Source organism: Neorhizobium galegae bv. orientalis str. HAMBI 540 (assembly GCF_000731315.1).
In the GTDB taxonomy this organism is placed as follows: Bacteria; Pseudomonadota; Alphaproteobacteria; order Rhizobiales; family Rhizobiaceae; genus Neorhizobium; species Neorhizobium galegae.
On the sequence record NZ_HG938353.1, the window covers coordinates 4431337 to 4444994 of the forward strand.

General features: G+C 61.2%; 17 protein-coding genes. 9 read left to right on the forward strand and 8 right to left on the reverse strand.

All coding sequences use genetic code 11. The annotated features are described in order from the left end of the window. Positions 1-17: 17 nt before the first annotated feature. Together dnaK and RG540_RS21310 are read right to left on the reverse strand one after the other, a co-directional pair. Positions 18-1916 carry a molecular chaperone DnaK gene (gene dnaK, locus RG540_RS21305; protein ID WP_038592159.1) on the reverse strand — a complete coding sequence of 633 codons (1899 nt, stop codon included), beginning with the start codon at positions 1914-1916 and terminating at the stop codon, positions 18-20. A 196-nt stretch (positions 1917-2112) separates the two neighbouring features. Next, a complete protein-coding gene (locus RG540_RS21310) occupies positions 2113-4593 on the reverse strand; it encodes a transglycosylase domain-containing protein (protein ID WP_038592162.1) in 2481 nt (826 codons plus the stop codon). A gap of 198 nt (positions 4594-4791) precedes the next feature. On the opposite strand from RG540_RS21310, the gene RG540_RS32895 reads away from it, so the two are divergent. The 7 genes from RG540_RS32895 (at position 4792) to RG540_RS21340 (ending at position 7233) form a co-directional block, all read left to right on the forward strand. Further along, complete coding sequence (locus tag RG540_RS32895) at positions 4792-4965, forward strand: hypothetical protein (RefSeq protein ID WP_167551680.1); 174 nt, start codon at positions 4792-4794, stop codon at positions 4963-4965. Positions 4966-5114: 149 nt separating this feature from the next. Beyond that, a complete protein-coding gene (locus RG540_RS21315; protein WP_038592165.1) occupies positions 5115-5297 on the forward strand; it encodes a hypothetical protein in 183 nt (60 codons plus the stop codon). A 118-nt stretch (positions 5298-5415) separates the two neighbouring features. Continuing rightward, a complete protein-coding gene (locus RG540_RS21320; RefSeq protein WP_038592169.1) occupies positions 5416-5619 on the forward strand; it encodes a hypothetical protein in 204 nt (67 codons plus the stop codon). Positions 5620-5751: 132 nt separating this feature from the next. After that, complete coding sequence (locus RG540_RS21325) at positions 5752-6000, forward strand: hypothetical protein (protein ID WP_038592172.1); 249 nt, start codon at positions 5752-5754, stop codon at positions 5998-6000. Between the two features lie 85 nt (positions 6001-6085). Next, positions 6086-6280, forward strand: a complete 195-nt coding sequence (locus tag RG540_RS21330; protein WP_038549933.1) for a hypothetical protein — start codon at positions 6086-6088, stop codon at positions 6278-6280. 293 nt (positions 6281-6573) lie between these two features. Beyond that, positions 6574-6786, forward strand: coding sequence for a hypothetical protein (locus RG540_RS21335; protein WP_151045704.1), 213 nt, complete (start codon positions 6574-6576; stop codon positions 6784-6786). 75 nt (positions 6787-6861) lie between these two features. Further along, positions 6862-7233 (forward strand): hypothetical protein, encoded by a 372-nt coding sequence (locus RG540_RS21340; protein WP_038592176.1) that lies wholly within the window; start codon positions 6862-6864, stop codon positions 7231-7233. On the opposite strand, the gene RG540_RS21345 is transcribed toward RG540_RS21340, so the two are convergent. Then, positions 7230-7712, reverse strand: coding sequence for a YbaK/EbsC family protein (locus tag RG540_RS21345; protein ID WP_038592179.1), 483 nt, complete (start codon positions 7710-7712; stop codon positions 7230-7232). The genes RG540_RS21340 and RG540_RS21345 overlap by 4 nt on opposite strands. Before the next feature lie 472 nt (positions 7713-8184). Between RG540_RS21345 and RG540_RS21350 the strand changes: the two genes are divergently transcribed. Continuing rightward, on the forward strand, positions 8185-8394 hold the full coding sequence (locus RG540_RS21350; RefSeq protein WP_007754264.1) for a cold-shock protein: 210 nt from the start codon (positions 8185-8187) through the stop codon (positions 8392-8394). A gap of 476 nt (positions 8395-8870) precedes the next feature. On the opposite strand, the gene RG540_RS21355 is transcribed toward RG540_RS21350, so the two are convergent. From RG540_RS21355 to RG540_RS21375, 5 genes are all read right to left on the reverse strand, one after another. Further along, positions 8871-10259, reverse strand: a complete 1389-nt coding sequence (locus RG540_RS21355) for a M20/M25/M40 family metallo-hydrolase (protein WP_038592182.1) — start codon at positions 10257-10259, stop codon at positions 8871-8873. Positions 10260-10401: 142 nt separating this feature from the next. Continuing rightward, positions 10402-11616 carry an arsenite efflux MFS transporter ArsK gene (gene arsK, locus RG540_RS21360; protein ID WP_038592184.1) on the reverse strand — a complete coding sequence of 405 codons (1215 nt, stop codon included), beginning with the start codon at positions 11614-11616 and terminating at the stop codon, positions 10402-10404. Then, complete coding sequence (gene arsC / locus RG540_RS21365; RefSeq protein WP_038592186.1) at positions 11591-12019, reverse strand: arsenate reductase (glutaredoxin); 429 nt, start codon at positions 12017-12019, stop codon at positions 11591-11593. Before arsC ends, arsK begins: the two co-directional genes overlap by 26 nt. Then, positions 12016-12714, reverse strand: a complete 699-nt coding sequence (locus RG540_RS21370) for an aquaporin (protein WP_038592187.1) — start codon at positions 12712-12714, stop codon at positions 12016-12018. Before RG540_RS21370 ends, arsC begins: the two co-directional genes overlap by 4 nt. A 5-nt stretch (positions 12715-12719) precedes the next feature. Then, positions 12720-13076, reverse strand: a complete 357-nt coding sequence (locus RG540_RS21375) for an ArsR/SmtB family transcription factor (RefSeq protein WP_038592190.1) — start codon at positions 13074-13076, stop codon at positions 12720-12722. 42 nt (positions 13077-13118) lie between these two features. Between RG540_RS21375 and RG540_RS21380 the strand changes: the two genes are divergently transcribed. After that, positions 13119-13640, forward strand: a complete 522-nt coding sequence (locus RG540_RS21380) for a DUF6428 family protein (protein WP_038592193.1) — start codon at positions 13119-13121, stop codon at positions 13638-13640. The last annotated feature ends 18 nt before the right edge of the window (positions 13641-13658 follow it).

The window sequence follows — 13658 nt, forward strand, 5'->3', positions numbered from 1 at the left end:
ATCAGGCAACCGGCGGATCAGGCGGACTTCTTGTCGTCCTTGACTTCCTCGTAGTCGGCATCGACGATATCGTCCTTGCCGCCCTCGGAACCCTCGCCTTCGGCCTGCTGGGCCTCATAGATGGCCTGGCCAAGCTTCATGGATACTTCCATCAGGACCTGCGTCTTTGCCTGGATGTCATCGGCATCCGGTTCCGGAGCTTCGATGGCGGTCTTCAGCGAAGCGATCGCATCCTCGATCGCCTTGCGGTCGGTCTCGGAAACCTTGTCGCCATATTCCTTCAGCGACTTCTCGCTGGAGTGAACGAGGCTTTCGGCCTGGTTCTTGGCTTCGACGCCGGCACGGCGCTTCTTGTCGGCTTCGGCATTGGCCTCGGCGTCCTTGACCATCTTCTCGATCTCGGCGTCGGAGAGACCGCCGGAAGCCTGGATACGGATCTGCTGTTCCTTGCCGGTGCCCTTGTCCTTGGCCGAAACCTGGACGATGCCATTGGCGTCGATGTCGAAGGTCACTTCGATCTGCGGCATGCCGCGCGGCGACGGCGGCAGGCCGACGAGGTCGAACTGGCCGAGCAGCTTGTTGTCCTGGGCCATTTCGCGTTCGCCCTGCGATACGCGGATGGTCACGGCCTGCTGGTTGTCTTCGGCGGTCGAGAAGGTCTGGCTCTTCTTGGTCGGGATCGTCGTGTTACGGTCGATCAGGCGGGTGAAGACGCCACCGAGCGTTTCGATGCCGAGCGACAGCGGGGTCACGTCGAGAAGCAGAACGTCCTTGACATCGCCCTGAAGAACGCCGGCCTGGATGGCGGCGCCGAGAGCGACGACTTCATCCGGGTTGACGCCCTTGTGCGGCTCCTTGCCGAACAGCTGCTTGACGACTTCCTGGACCTTCGGCATGCGGCTCATGCCGCCGACGAGAACCACTTCATCGATTTCGGCTGCGGTGACGCCGGCATCCTTGAGGGCTGCCTTGCACGGCGCGATGGTGCGCTGGACGAGATCGTCGACCAGGCTTTCGAACTTGGCGCGGGTCAGCTTCAGCGTCAGGTGCTTCGGACCGGAAGCGTCGGCGGTGATGAACGGCAGGTTGATTTCGGTCTGCTGCGAGGACGAGAGTTCGATCTTGGCCTTTTCGGCAGCTTCCTTGAGGCGCTGCAGAGCGAGCTTGTCGTTCTTCAGGTCGATGCCGTTGTCCTTCTTGAACTCGGCCGCGAGATATTCGACCAGACGCATGTCGAAGTCTTCACCACCGAGGAAGGTGTCGCCATTGGTGGACTTCACTTCGAAGACGCCGTCGCCGATTTCGAGAACCGAGATATCGAACGTGCCGCCGCCAAGGTCGTAGACGGCGATCGTCTTGCCGTCCTTCTTGTCGAGACCGTAGGCGAGAGCGGCAGCGGTCGGCTCGTTGATGATGCGGAGAACTTCAAGACCGGCGATGCGGCCTGCATCCTTGGTCGCCTGGCGCTGGGCATCGTTGAAGTATGCCGGAACGGTGATGACGGCCTTTTCGACCTTTTCACCGAGATAGGATTCGGCAGTTTCCTTCATCTTCTGAAGGATCATCGCGGAAATCTGTGCGGGAGAATAGGCCTTGCCCTGAGCCTTGACCCAGGCGTCGCCATTGTCGCCTTTGACGATGTCGAAGGGGACGAGACCCCTATCCTTCTCGACGGTCGGATCTTCGTGGCGGCGGCCGATGAGGCGCTTCACAGCGAAGAGGGTATTGGTGGGGTTGGTCACTGCCTGGCGCTTGGCCGGCTGGCCGACGAGGCGTTCGCCGTCATCGGAAAATGCGACCATGGAGGGCGTGGTACGCGCGCCTTCGGCGTTCTCGATCACCTTCGCATCTTTGCCGTCCATGATGGCGACGCAGGAGTTGGTGGTACCGAGGTCGATGCCAATTACTTTTGCCATTTTCTTCTCTCTCCTTTAAGCGAACCATCGGAACCCCTCAAAGGCATTCCACTGACAGTTCCTCGACTGGGATGGTGCGCAGCATCGGCTGCGGTCATGCGGCGTATATAAGGACGGGTTTTTAGGACTGCAAGGCGAGAAATCGCCCGGATCCTAGCAAAAAGAACAGTTTGCCGAGCAATACTGTGAATACGCTTCACTGCCCCATGATCAGGTCGAAAAGCGTGGTCTGCCGGGGCTGGCCTCTGGAGCCCGCAACGCCCACGTCGCCGGGCGGAACGGGGCCGCCGCCGATCGCTCCCGGGGGCACCGGAGTGGGCGAATCATAAGGGCCGCGATACTGGCGATAATCACGGGCCGGAACGTCGCCGGGCGGTATCACGTCGCCATGGCGGCCGCGGTCGCCATAGACCGGCCGATTGTCGTAAATCTGTCTGTTGTCCCTGTTGTCATAGCCCTGATTGTCGCCATAGACGGGCCGCACGCGGGCGGGCTCCCGTTCGATCGAGGCGGAATCCTGGACAGGAGGGCGCGGCGCCGGCGGATAATCGGCGGGAAGCTCTTCCTGGGTTCGGCGGCCGCCGGGCAGGATCCCGGAAATAATATCGCCAATCGTCGTCGACGGTGAATCCGGTTGGACTGCGGCAGGCGGCAAATCGAGGCCGCGGCCGGTGCCGAACAGCGGCGTCGGCGTATAACCCTTCATCGCCGACGTCATATATTCTTTCCAGGCTTTTGCGGGCAGCCCGCCGCCGGTCACCTTTTTCATGAAGGCGCCGTCGTCGTTGCCGAACCAGATGCCGGTGGTCATGATGCTGGTATAACCGACGAACAGTGCGTCGCGGAACGACTGGGTGGTGCCCGACTTGCCGGCTGCCTGCCAGCCGTCGATCCTGGCGGCCTTGCCGGTGCCCTCGTTGATGACGCGGTTCATCATGCCGTTCATCGTCGCCGCCACCGGCTCGCTGAGCACGCGCGGGGGGTTGGCATAATCGGCCTCGTAAAGCACCTTGCCGTCCGGATCGGTGATGCGCTTGACGATATGCGGCGTCGCCTTGTAACCGCCGTTCATGAAGGACGCGTAGGCAGACGTCAGCTCGACCAGCGAGACTTCCGAGGTGCCGAGCGCGATCGAAGCATTTGCCTGGATGTCGGAATCGATGCCGAGCCGGTGGGCGAGGCTCACCACCTTGTCGGGGCCGACCTGCATGACGAGCTGTGCGGCAACCGTATTGAGCGACTGCGCGAAGGCCGAGGCGAGCGTTACGGGACCGCGGTATTTCTCGTCGAAATTCTCCGGCGACCAGTTACCGATCTTGACCGGCGCATCGTTGACCATCGAGTCCGGCCGGGCGCCGGCTTCGAGTGCCGCGGCATAGACGAAGGGTTTGAAAGCCGAACCCGGCTGGCGTTTCGCCTTGACGGCGCGGTTGAACTGGCTTGTCGCATAATCGCGGCCGCCGACCAGCGCCCGGATCGCCCCGGTCGCATCGACCGAGACGAGGGCTGCCTGCGAGGCGTTGAGCTTGCCGCCTTCCTTCTTGAGAATATCGTTCAGCGACTTTTCGGCGGCGGCTTCGAGGCGCATGTCGAGCGTCGTTTCGACAGTCACGTCGACCTTCGGCTCGCCGATCAGGCTCTTCACCTCGTCGACGACCATGTCGGCGGCATAATGCTGGGCGCCGGTCCAGTAGCTCTTTGCTTTGGCCGGCGGTTGCGACATGGCGGTCTTGAGGTCGCTGTCGGTGACATAGCCCTCTTCGCGCATCGTGCCGAGCACGATCTGGGCGCGGGTTTCCGCAGCCTTCGGGTCCCGGGCCGGCGACAGGCGGGACGGAGCCTTGAGGAGGCCGGCAAGTGTTGCCGCTTCGCCGAGGTTCACGTCGCGGGCGGACTTGTTGAAATACCGCCGCGAGGCAGCCTCCACGCCATAGGCGTTCGAACCGAAGAACACCCGGTTCAGGTACATGGCGAGGATCTGGTCCTTGGTAAACTTGTGCTCCAGCCAGAAGGACAACAGCACCTCCTGGATCTTGCGCTCGAAGGTGCGGTCCGGCGACAGGAATAGGTTCTTGGCGAGCTGCTGGGTAATCGTCGAACCGCCCTGGATCGGTTGGCCGGTCAGGTTGTTGACCACGGCGCGCGCCAGGCCGAACGGATCGACGCCGAAATGCGAATAGAAGCGCCGGTCCTCGATGGCGATGACCGCCTGCGGCAGGTAGGGCGACATTTCTTCGAGCGCCAGCGCCTCGCCGCCGGTGGAGCCGCGATTGGCAACGACCGAGCCGTCGACCGCGGTGATCTTCATGTTGGGGGGGCGATCCGGGATCGCCCAGGTGCTGGCGGCCGGCATTCTCGCACCATAATAGAGCACCAGCCCGCCAACGGCGATGCCGGCCCAGATGCCGAGCACGAAACACCAGTAGATCAATCTGCGGAGCGGCGCGAAAAACCCGCCGCCCTGGCCGCGTTGAGGAGCTTTTTTGTTGCGGGAAGGACGGGCACGTTCCGGACGCTCGGAACGCTCGTCGCTTTCGGCTCTCGATGGACGTCTGCCAGGCCGGCCGTTGCCGTTGCCCACGACCCGTTCATCCGCGTCGAGGCGGAAATCGTCGCTCGGTCGCGAACCCTCGAAGGACGGTTCAACACGTTTGTCTGATCTGCCTCTGGCTGCCATGGTGAGCCGGCATACCCCCGTTACGCGCCTGTCAAAACAGGCTGTTACTCGAATGTCTGATCGCCCAAGCTTTGGCTGGACTCTAAATGCGGCGATTTAAGGAGGCGTAAAGGAATGGTTTATCGGACAATACTTATTGAACCGCTTGACTTTCATCTCCATTTATGAGAACAAATAGAGAACATTTGGAGGGTGCTGATGAGCAGAACCGAACATGTGATCGAACGTGCAATGGCCGCAGTCGCGGCATCGAAGGCTCTGCGCGAGGCCGAAGCGCAGCGTCGGCGCGAGACGTTCCAGAAGATACAGATCGCCAACCAGCGACGCCCGAACATCCCCAAGGGTATCCAGCTGCCGCTGGACCTTCATTGAAAGGCCGCAACGCCCTGCAATGCCGGGCGTTGACCTGTGTCACAAAAGCTGCCCGATACCATATCAGACCTTAAAAAAATCCGATTCCTGATGGAACAAGGAGGCAAGATCCGCGTTACGACGGATTCCACCTTGGAGGAGGGGAGGATATGCAGAAAATCGTCGAGGCAGTGATCCGCAACGGCGACCAGCGTGTTCCGGTCGGGCTGGTCAGTGTCAAGCAGGCGCTTGAAATGCCTGAAAGGGGGATGCTGGAGTTCAGTCATCCCGCCTATGAGGCCGGAAAGACGGATATTTTCGTCAATCGCGAAACCCTTTCGAAGCTGATGTAATCGCGGCAGGCGGCGAAAAACCGGCAGTTTGAGACGACCCGAAACGCGAATTCGTGATTTCGGGTTCATCGCTTTGCGGGTTACGTTATGCCTGCAACCACAGCGAAAGGAGAATGGCATGAAGACAATTCTCGTCATCGCCGCCGTGCTCGGCCTGTCGTCGACCGCAGCTCTTGCGGAATGCGCCGGCCACAACGTCACGGCTTCCGACAAGGTGGACAAGGAAGTCACCACGGCAAGCATTGCGGCTCCGAAAATGGATCCGCGCGAGGAAGCCACCGTGCTGAAACAGTCCGAAGGACAGGCTAAAGCCACCGAATAATCGTTTTGCCCGCGCCGGCTTCCCGCCGGTGCGGGTTTTCATTTTGCTTCAGATAGAGACCCGCCCTCTCGGATAGATCGAGCAACGGAACCTCGCGTTCCGCTTGGTGTTGTTTCCGAAAAGGAGACTCCCATGGCTAAAAAATCTCTCGCTGCCGGCTTTACCGGCGACGTCGCCGAAGAGACAGGCGTTAGCGCTCGTACGAAATCTGCTGTTCATCATGTCAAGGACGAGGCGGGTATGGTTGGCGCTCATGCCGTCGATCATCCGGCGGCTACCGGGTCGGCAATTGCCGTTATCGGCCTGCTCGGCCTGGCGATCGGCTACATGCTCGGCATGTCGTCCGCGTCCCGCGACCGGCGCTGGTATCGCCAGAGGTGAGTGAGGTTTTCCTCAGAATCCTGTCCGCTCCTGGAACAGTGGCGGGCCTCAGTCGTTGGTTTCCTGACAGGAAAAGGAGGCCATCATGCCCAATCGAGACCCTATCCCGACTCCGAGCCCTCAGCCGCGCGGGCCGACACCGGCGGGCGGAGTTCCCGATCGCACCCAGGAAAAGCCGCCATTGACGCCGGCGCAGGATCCTGGCGACAGCAAGAACCCGCAGGATCCGACGCTTGATCCTGCACTCCTGCCGACCGGCGATCCGGCCGGCATGGCGTAACCGGGCCGAACCTTCTGCCCAGCCCGCGGACACTCGCGACGGACCCGTATAGGTAGTAACCCGTACGGGTCCACCCTTATATTGCACCCCTCTATTATTGTTATTGTCAATTTATTAGCCAAGGCTCAAAATCCCCTCTCCTGTGGCTTGCAGACCTTTTTCCTCGGGCGCCGACAAGGCCGGCGCAAGACTGTCGCAATAAAAGGCCGCTGGTAATTTTCTCCGGCCGCCATTGCTGAATGGGGCGAGGGGAGTGGTCCGCCGGTCGGGCACCGTATGATCGGGAGGGTTATATGCCTACACAGATGGTTCGAAATCCGGTCAATCCCGAGCAGCTCAGCCTGCTGCAGCAGGTCTTTGACCAGGCTTGTGCCGAACACCAGATCGACAAGGCGAGCCCCGATGCGGAGGCGCTCGCACTGATCCTGGTGAACTCGCTTCAAAAAGGCTCGGATGACAAGCAAAAGCTCTCGGCGCTCGCCGAGGCGCTGGCGAAAAGCCGATAGCTTCTCGCCTAAACGAGGAACCTATCAGTCCTTCGACAGTTGAACGGTCTCTCGATCAACTCAAGGAGGCCGGTAATGGCAGAGCCCATCAGAAACCTGAATACACCCGCGAAGTCGGATACGCCCTCTTTCGATCACGAGCCCAGCGAAAACGTCAAGGCCGAGATTGCGACGCTTCGTTCCGAGATCGCCAATCTGCGCGAGATGCTCGCCGAAAAGACCGGCGCTGCCTATGGTAAGGTCGCCGAGCGTGCCGGCAATGCCGCGCATTACGTCCAGAATGAAGCAAGCTCGGTTGCCGGCACCATCCGCGAGCACCCTGCCGCCACGACGACGCTGTTCACCCTGATCGGCGCCATCGGTTTTGCGATCGGCTATGTGGTGGCCACCGCTTCTGCCGACAGCAAACATGCCTGGTATGACCGCTATCTGAGCGGCCGCCTTTAGGCGGCGCCATCTGGTACCGGATCCTGACCGACATCGACCCAGGTCGCTGCGGTCAGGTCCGCCATACGGTCGGGGCTGATACGCACCGCGGCATTGACGGCGCCGGCCGCGGGCACGACTTCCGGAAATTTTAGAAGAGATACGTCGCAGTAGATCGGCGTCGGCGCAGGCAGCCCGAACGGGCATACGCCGCCGACAGGATGCCCGGTGATCGCCACGACGTCGTCGCCGCCGAGCATGCGCGGCTTTGCGCCGAACCGATCCCGGAATTTGCGATTGTCCAGACGGCTGGTTCCTGACATGACGACCAGCGCGATAATTTCGCCGGCGCGCACGCAGATCGTCTTGGCGATCTGTTCGGGCGCCACCCCGTGGGCAGCAGCGGCAAGCGGCACGGTCGCCGAGCTTTCCTCGGTAATGATGACGTGGATATCGGGGGCGTTGGTGGCGAAGAAGGCGCGGACGGATTCGAGGCTCATGGCCGCAAAATTGGCGCAGGATCACGCCCGCCGCAAGAGAACAATAGAGCTATGCGAGAATTGCAATGCTGCACTGCGATATCGTGACTGTTTTTTGAGCTTCGATCCTGTATGTTCAATTCATCGACGGGCGCACTCCTCCTCCCAGCGCCCTTGATGGGACCGACAACACCTCCTCCTCCCAGTTGTTGGTCAGTTTCAGAAACCCGGCGCACCTCCTCCCGCGCCGGGTTTTCTGTTTTATATGCCTTGAAATCGCTGGCGATTTCGCTTTTTAAGGCAAGCCTGAATTTTCCCGATCTTGACCTTTTTGCGCGAAGACCCTATTTGCTTCGCCATCGATATTTGTTTGATAGCCAGCACTATGCGCCTCACGGCGTTTGCGACGATCTCTCTTCAAATACGAAACTTCAACGTTCCAAGCGCTCGAGCGTGGAATAGTCGGTCATATTTGCAAGGGAAAGGCATCGTTATGGCTACCGGTACTGTAAAGTGGTTCAACGCAACCAAGGGCTACGGCTTCATTCAGCCTGACGACGGTTCGCAGGACGTATTCGTTCACATCTCTGCCGTTGAGCGCGCCGGCCTCGGCCAGCTCAAGGATGGTCAGAAGATCTCCTACGAACTCGTCAGCGACAAGCGTTCGGGCAAGGTTTCCGCAGACCGCCTCCAGGGCGCATGATCTGCTGAAGACTTCAGGTCTTTAAGATTGCGAAAGGCCGGCTCGTCCGGCCTTTCTGCTTTTGGGAACCTAGGCTTCATTATTTAGAGCAATTCTAAATTTGAGCCCTTGTAAACGGAAATCCAGCTCCCATCTAGGGTACAATAGCGTTTCCGACGCACCGCATGGTCGGGCTCCAAAAAGCTTCAGCGACCATGTGTGTTACGGCAAATACGGGCGACCGTGCCGTCTTGAGGCAGTTTCCATATCCGCGTTAACGGAATGTTTACCTCACCGAGAGACAATGACCGCTAGAGCCGTGGTGATCTGAAAAGGTCGAAAGCGGCCGCGTCGGAAATGCTTGTCCCATTTAGAGTGACCACGGATGTACTGGCACCAGTGAATGGGAGTGGAAAGGTCGGGCTTGCCCCGGCCTTTTTGTTTTTAAGGGCCTGATGCGAGCACGCGTCAGGCCCTTTTAGTTTTAAGCGTCAAGTTCAGGCAGCCAGCGCCGCGATGATCCGTGCCCAGGAGCGTATGCCCTTGTGGAAAGAGCGCAGGTCGTATTTCTCGTTCGGCGAGTGGATGCGGTCGTCGCTGAGGCCGAAACCGACCAGCAGCGATTCCATGCCGAGCGTCTTCTGGAAATCGCCGACGATCGGGATAGAGCCGCCGACGCCGACGAGCAGTGCTGGCTTCGGCCACTCTTCGGAAAGCGCGGTCTTCGCCTTGGTCAGCACCGGCGAGTCGTAGCCGAGCTGGATCGCCGGCGAGCCGCCGTGCTTCAGGAATTCCACCGAGCAATCGGCAGGGATTTTCGAGCGTACATAGGCGCGAAAACTTTCGCGGATCTTTTCCGGATCCTGGCCGCCGACGAGACGGCAGGAGACCTTGGCCGATGCCTTCGAGGCGATGACGGTCTTGAAGCCCTGGCCTTCGTAACCGCCGCTGATGCCGTTGAATTCGCAGGTCGGCCGTGCCCAGATGAGTTCGAGCAGCGATCGGCCCCTCTCGCCGGCCAGTTCCGACAGCCCCACTTCGCCGAGGAAATCGTCGCGTCCGGCGACCAGGCTTTCCCAGGCCGCCTTGATGTTGGACGGCGTCTCCTCGATGCCGTCGTAAAAGCCTTCGAGCGTCACGCGGCCGGTATCGTCATGCAGTCCGGCGAGGATCTTCGACAGGATCTGGATCGGGTTTGCGGCAGCACCTCCATACATGCCGGAATGGAGGTCGCGATTGGCGGCGGTGACGATGATTTCCTCGCCCACCAGGCCGCGCAGCGACGCGGTAATCGCCGGCGTATCGGCGTCCCACATGCCGGTATCGCAGACCAGCGCATAATCGGCCTTCAACTCGGCAGCATTGGCATCGAGGAAGGGTTTGAGCGACGGTGAGCCGGATTCTTCCTCGCCTTCGAAGAGAATGGTGACGCGCACCGGCAGCGAGCCATGTACATCCTTGTAGGCGCGGCAGGCTTCGACGAAGGTCATCAACTGGCCCTTGTCGTCGGCAACGCCGCGGCCCGTCACCACTTTGCGGCCGGGACCGAGTTCCTTGACCTTGGGATCGAAGGGATCATCCTCCCAGAGCTCGATCGGATCGATCGGCTGGACGTCGTAATGGCCATAGAACAGCACATGGGGCGCATCGGCGCTGGCGCCCGGATGATGGCCGACAACCATCGGATGGCCAGTCGTATCGCGAACCGACGCCTCGAAGCCGAGATCCTTGAGTTCGGCCACCAGCCATTCTGCAGCCTTGCGGCAATCCGGCTTGAAGGCGGGGTCGGTGGAAATCGACTTGATGCGGACGAGGCCGAACAGGCGCTCGAGGCTTTCGGGAAGATTGCGGTCGGCGCGGTCGAGGACGGAGGAAAGATCGGTCATGGGGAATCCTGTCTTTGAAGTGCGAGACCCTTGAGCCCAGGAGGCGAGAAGCGGCCCATCGTTTCGAATGCCCGACCTTGTTAGCAAGTCCAGGGTGGAAGAGACAATGGCAAAGAAGTCCATGGCACGCGGGATGGGCGTCCTAGCTGAAACGCCTTCCGTTTCGGACGAGCCCATCGATGGCGCGGAAGGCGAGGACGGCAACAGCGCCAAGCGCCGCCGTGATCGAAAGCGACCAGATAAAACCCAGCCGCTGCATGGAAAGCGCCAGGACGAAGGGGGCAATCGCCGAGACGATCAATCGGGCCGACATCATCTTGCCCTGCAGTTTGCCGTAGCCATCGCTGCCGAACAGCGTCAGCGGAAGGGTACCCGTCACGATGCTCAAAAGTCCGTTACCCATGCCGAAGATGACCGCAAACAGCATCGCTCCGGGTACCGATGGCGCCGTGAGGACGAGAACGACAACGCCGGCCGGAAGCAGCGCCGCCGCAATCAGCGCGAGCCGAAGGGGCTGCAGGTTTCGGCCGAACGTCATGTTGATGAGCCGGCTAAGAACTTGGGAAGGGCCGAACAATGTGCCGACCAGGGCAGCACTCGTGCCGAGACCGAGGCCGGAGAGGAGCGGCACCATATGGACGAGCACGGCGGAGCTCACCAGCGACTGCAGCGAAAACCCGGCGACCATCAGCGTAAAGCCGACGAACCGCAGGTCGGGCGTCAAAATGCCCTCGGTGCGGGTGGGGAGGGCAGAAGACGCCGTCTTTCGTCGCGCGGCTCCATAAGACAGCCAGGCATGCAGCGGCAGGCAGACCAGCAGATTGAGCGCCGCAAAGACGAGATAGACGTGCTGCCAGGAGAGATAGGCATGCAGCGCGGCGGTGATTGGCCAGAAGATCGTCGAGGCGAATCCGGCGATCAGGGTGAGATAGGTGATGCTGCGTTGCGCGACCTGTGGCCGAAGCTGCACCAGAAGGGCGAAGGCGGCGCCATATTGCACGAGATTGGCGGCCACCTCGATCGCGATCAGCGCCACGACAAAGGTGGTCTTGCCGGGCGCCATGGCGCAGGCGACCAATGCGACAGCGGCCGCGGCAGAACCGATTGTCATGACGCGGCCGGCGCCGATCCGGTCGAACAGCGCGCCGAGCCATGGAGCACTGAGCCCGCCGATCAGAAGCGCGACCGAAAGCGCCCCGAAGATCCATTCGCTGGACCACGAGAAATGCGCCGCCATATCGGGCGCAAGAATGCTGAAACTGTAGTAGAGGGTGCCATACCCGATGATCTGCGTGACGCCGAGCGCCACGACGGCGGCAACGGGCATGCGTTCAGACAATGCGTTTACCTTCAGCATCGAGCACCTGCTCGCCGTCTTCCTTGGCGAACGGACCCTGGTGGGTATCCGGCAGAATGTCCAGCACGGCCTCCGACGGCCGCGCCAGGCGCGTGCCGAGCGGCGTGATGACGAACGGGCGGTTGATCAGGATCGGATCCTTCAGCATCGCGTCCAGCAATTGATCGTCGGAGAGAGCAGGATCGTCGAGACCAAGCTCCGCATAGGGCGTGCCCTTCTCGCGGATCGCCTCTCGCACGGTGAGATCCGCATCCGCGATCATCCAGACGAGCTGGTCGCGCGCCGGCGGTGTTTTCAGATATTCGATCACGGTCGGCTCGATGCCGGCATTGCGGATCATGGCCAGCGTGTTGCGCGAGGTGCCGCAATCCGGATTGTGATAGATGGTGACGTCGATGGTCATTCTGCGCCCTTCATGTGTGCGAGCGGTTGGGTGAGGGGTTTTGTCTCCACCAGCAGCCAGCCGGCCAGCAGCAGGGCCACGAGGGCGCCGACGATCTCGGCCAGGATGAAGCCGGCAAGATCGTCCGGCCGGATTCCGGCAAAGGTGTCGGTGAGCGATCGCGCCAGCGCGACGGCGGGATTGGCAAACGAGGTCGAGGCGGTGAACCAGTAGGCGGCGGTGATATAGAGGCCGACCAGCCACGGGATAGCCTCGGAACGGAACCGGATTCCAGCGAGGATCGTCAGAACGAGGCCGAAAGTGGCGACCACCTCGGCGAGCCACTGGCCCGGTCCTGTCCGGATCGTGGTGGATACCTGCAGCAGCGGCAGATCGAACATCGCATGCGCCAGGATAGTTCCCGCGACGCCGCCTGCGAATTGCGCGGCGAGATAGAAGAGCGCCGAGCGGACATCAATCTCGCGTCTCAGGGCAAACACCATTGTCACCGCCGGATTGAAATGCGCTCCGGAAATCGGCCCGAGCAGGGTGATCAGGACAACGAGAATCGCGCCGGTCGGGAGGGTATTGCCGAGCAGCGAAACCGCCATGTCTACTGAGAGCCGGTCAGCCATGATGCCGGAACCGACCACGGTGGCGACCAGCATGGCGGTGCCGAGAGCTTCGGCGGTTAGTCTGCGGGGCAGGTCGAACATGGCCGTCAGCCCTCCAACGCGGCAGGTGCAGGGGTGCAGCAGGCGGCCACCTCGGCGGCTGGCGCGCAGATTTCCGGATGTCCGGCGCAGCAGTCTTCCATCAGGAAGCGAACGAGGCCGCCGAGCGCTTCGTAATCGGCGGAATAGATGATCGAGCGGGATTCCCGCTGCTGGGAGATCAGGCCGGCCCGGTCCAGTTCCTTGAGATGGAAGGACACGTTTGACGGCGATACGTCCAATTGCTCGGCGATCGTGCCGGCCGCCATGCCGGAGGGGCCGGCAACAACGAGCATCCGGACAATCTGCAGGCGGGTATCCTGCGAGAGTGCTCCGAATGACGCGAGGGCTTGACGTTCATCCATATTTCAACAATCCTTGAATAATTGAAATAAGGAGTAACCGAAATGAACGTGATAGACAAGCCGGTTCTGCAGGACGACATCAGCCTGGGCTTCCTGCTCGACACATTGGCGGGTGCCAGCGACCAGCCGCTGGTGTTTCACTACGATGGCCGGCCGGTAAAGCCCGGCTACCATGTCACCGAGGTCAAGGCGGGACAGTTCTCGGCGCTCGACTGTGGTGCCAACCCGGAGGCCTGGTCGGAAATTTTCGTGCAGCTCTGGGACATCGAGGAAGGCGACCGCACCCATATGACGGCGGGCAAGTTTTCGGCGATCATCCGCAAGGTCTCCGAACATGTGAAGATCGAGGGCACCGCCAAATTGACGTTCGAAGTCAGCGACGGCATCCGGCCGATGCAGCTCTATTGCGCGTCGACGCCGGTCCTTGAGGGCGGGGCATTGCATGTGGAACTGGCCGCGCGCCCGGCGAGCTGCAAACCCCGCGACCGATGGCTGGCGGAGGAAACCCGCGCGGCGGCAGCATGCTGCGGACCGTCCGCCGAAGCCAGCGCCTGCTGCCTCTAACGACGAGGTCTGACGAAA

Bases quoted from the DNA above. Each gene is read 5' to 3' on its own strand.
- RG540_RS21355 (WP_038592182.1), bottom strand. From the start codon at position 10,259: ATGACCGATCTTTCCTCCGTCCTCGACCGCGCCGACCGCAATCTTCCC.
- arsK (WP_038592184.1), bottom strand. From the start codon at position 11,616: ATGCTGAAGGTAAACGCATTGTCTGAACGCATGCCCGTTGCCGCCGTC.
- RG540_RS21375 (WP_038592190.1), bottom strand. From the start codon at position 13,076: ATGGATGAACGTCAAGCCCTCGCGTCATTCGGAGCACTCTCGCAGGAT.
- RG540_RS21310 (WP_038592162.1), bottom strand. From the start codon at position 4,593: ATGGCAGCCAGAGGCAGATCAGACAAACGTGTTGAACCGTCCTTCGAG.
- RG540_RS21315 (WP_038592165.1), top strand. From the start codon at position 5,115: ATGCAGAAAATCGTCGAGGCAGTGATCCGCAACGGCGACCAGCGTGTT.
- RG540_RS21320 (WP_038592169.1), top strand. From the start codon at position 5,416: ATGAAGACAATTCTCGTCATCGCCGCCGTGCTCGGCCTGTCGTCGACC.
- RG540_RS21335 (WP_151045704.1), top strand. From the start codon at position 6,574: ATGCCTACACAGATGGTTCGAAATCCGGTCAATCCCGAGCAGCTCAGC.
- RG540_RS21380 (WP_038592193.1), top strand. From the start codon at position 13,119: ATGAACGTGATAGACAAGCCGGTTCTGCAGGACGACATCAGCCTGGGC.
- RG540_RS32895 (WP_167551680.1), top strand. From the start codon at position 4,792: ATGAGCAGAACCGAACATGTGATCGAACGTGCAATGGCCGCAGTCGCG.
- arsC (WP_038592186.1), bottom strand. From the start codon at position 12,019: ATGACCATCGACGTCACCATCTATCACAATCCGGATTGCGGCACCTCG.
- RG540_RS21340 (WP_038592176.1), top strand. From the start codon at position 6,862: ATGGCAGAGCCCATCAGAAACCTGAATACACCCGCGAAGTCGGATACG.
- RG540_RS21370 (WP_038592187.1), bottom strand. From the start codon at position 12,714: ATGTTCGACCTGCCCCGCAGACTAACCGCCGAAGCTCTCGGCACCGCC.
- RG540_RS21330 (WP_038549933.1), top strand. From the start codon at position 6,086: ATGCCCAATCGAGACCCTATCCCGACTCCGAGCCCTCAGCCGCGCGGG.
- RG540_RS21345 (WP_038592179.1), bottom strand. From the start codon at position 7,712: ATGAGCCTCGAATCCGTCCGCGCCTTCTTCGCCACCAACGCCCCCGAT.
- RG540_RS21350 (WP_007754264.1), top strand. From the start codon at position 8,185: ATGGCTACCGGTACTGTAAAGTGGTTCAACGCAACCAAGGGCTACGGC.
- RG540_RS21325 (WP_038592172.1), top strand. From the start codon at position 5,752: ATGGCTAAAAAATCTCTCGCTGCCGGCTTTACCGGCGACGTCGCCGAA.
- dnaK (WP_038592159.1), bottom strand. From the start codon at position 1,916: ATGGCAAAAGTAATTGGCATCGACCTCGGTACCACCAACTCCTGCGTC.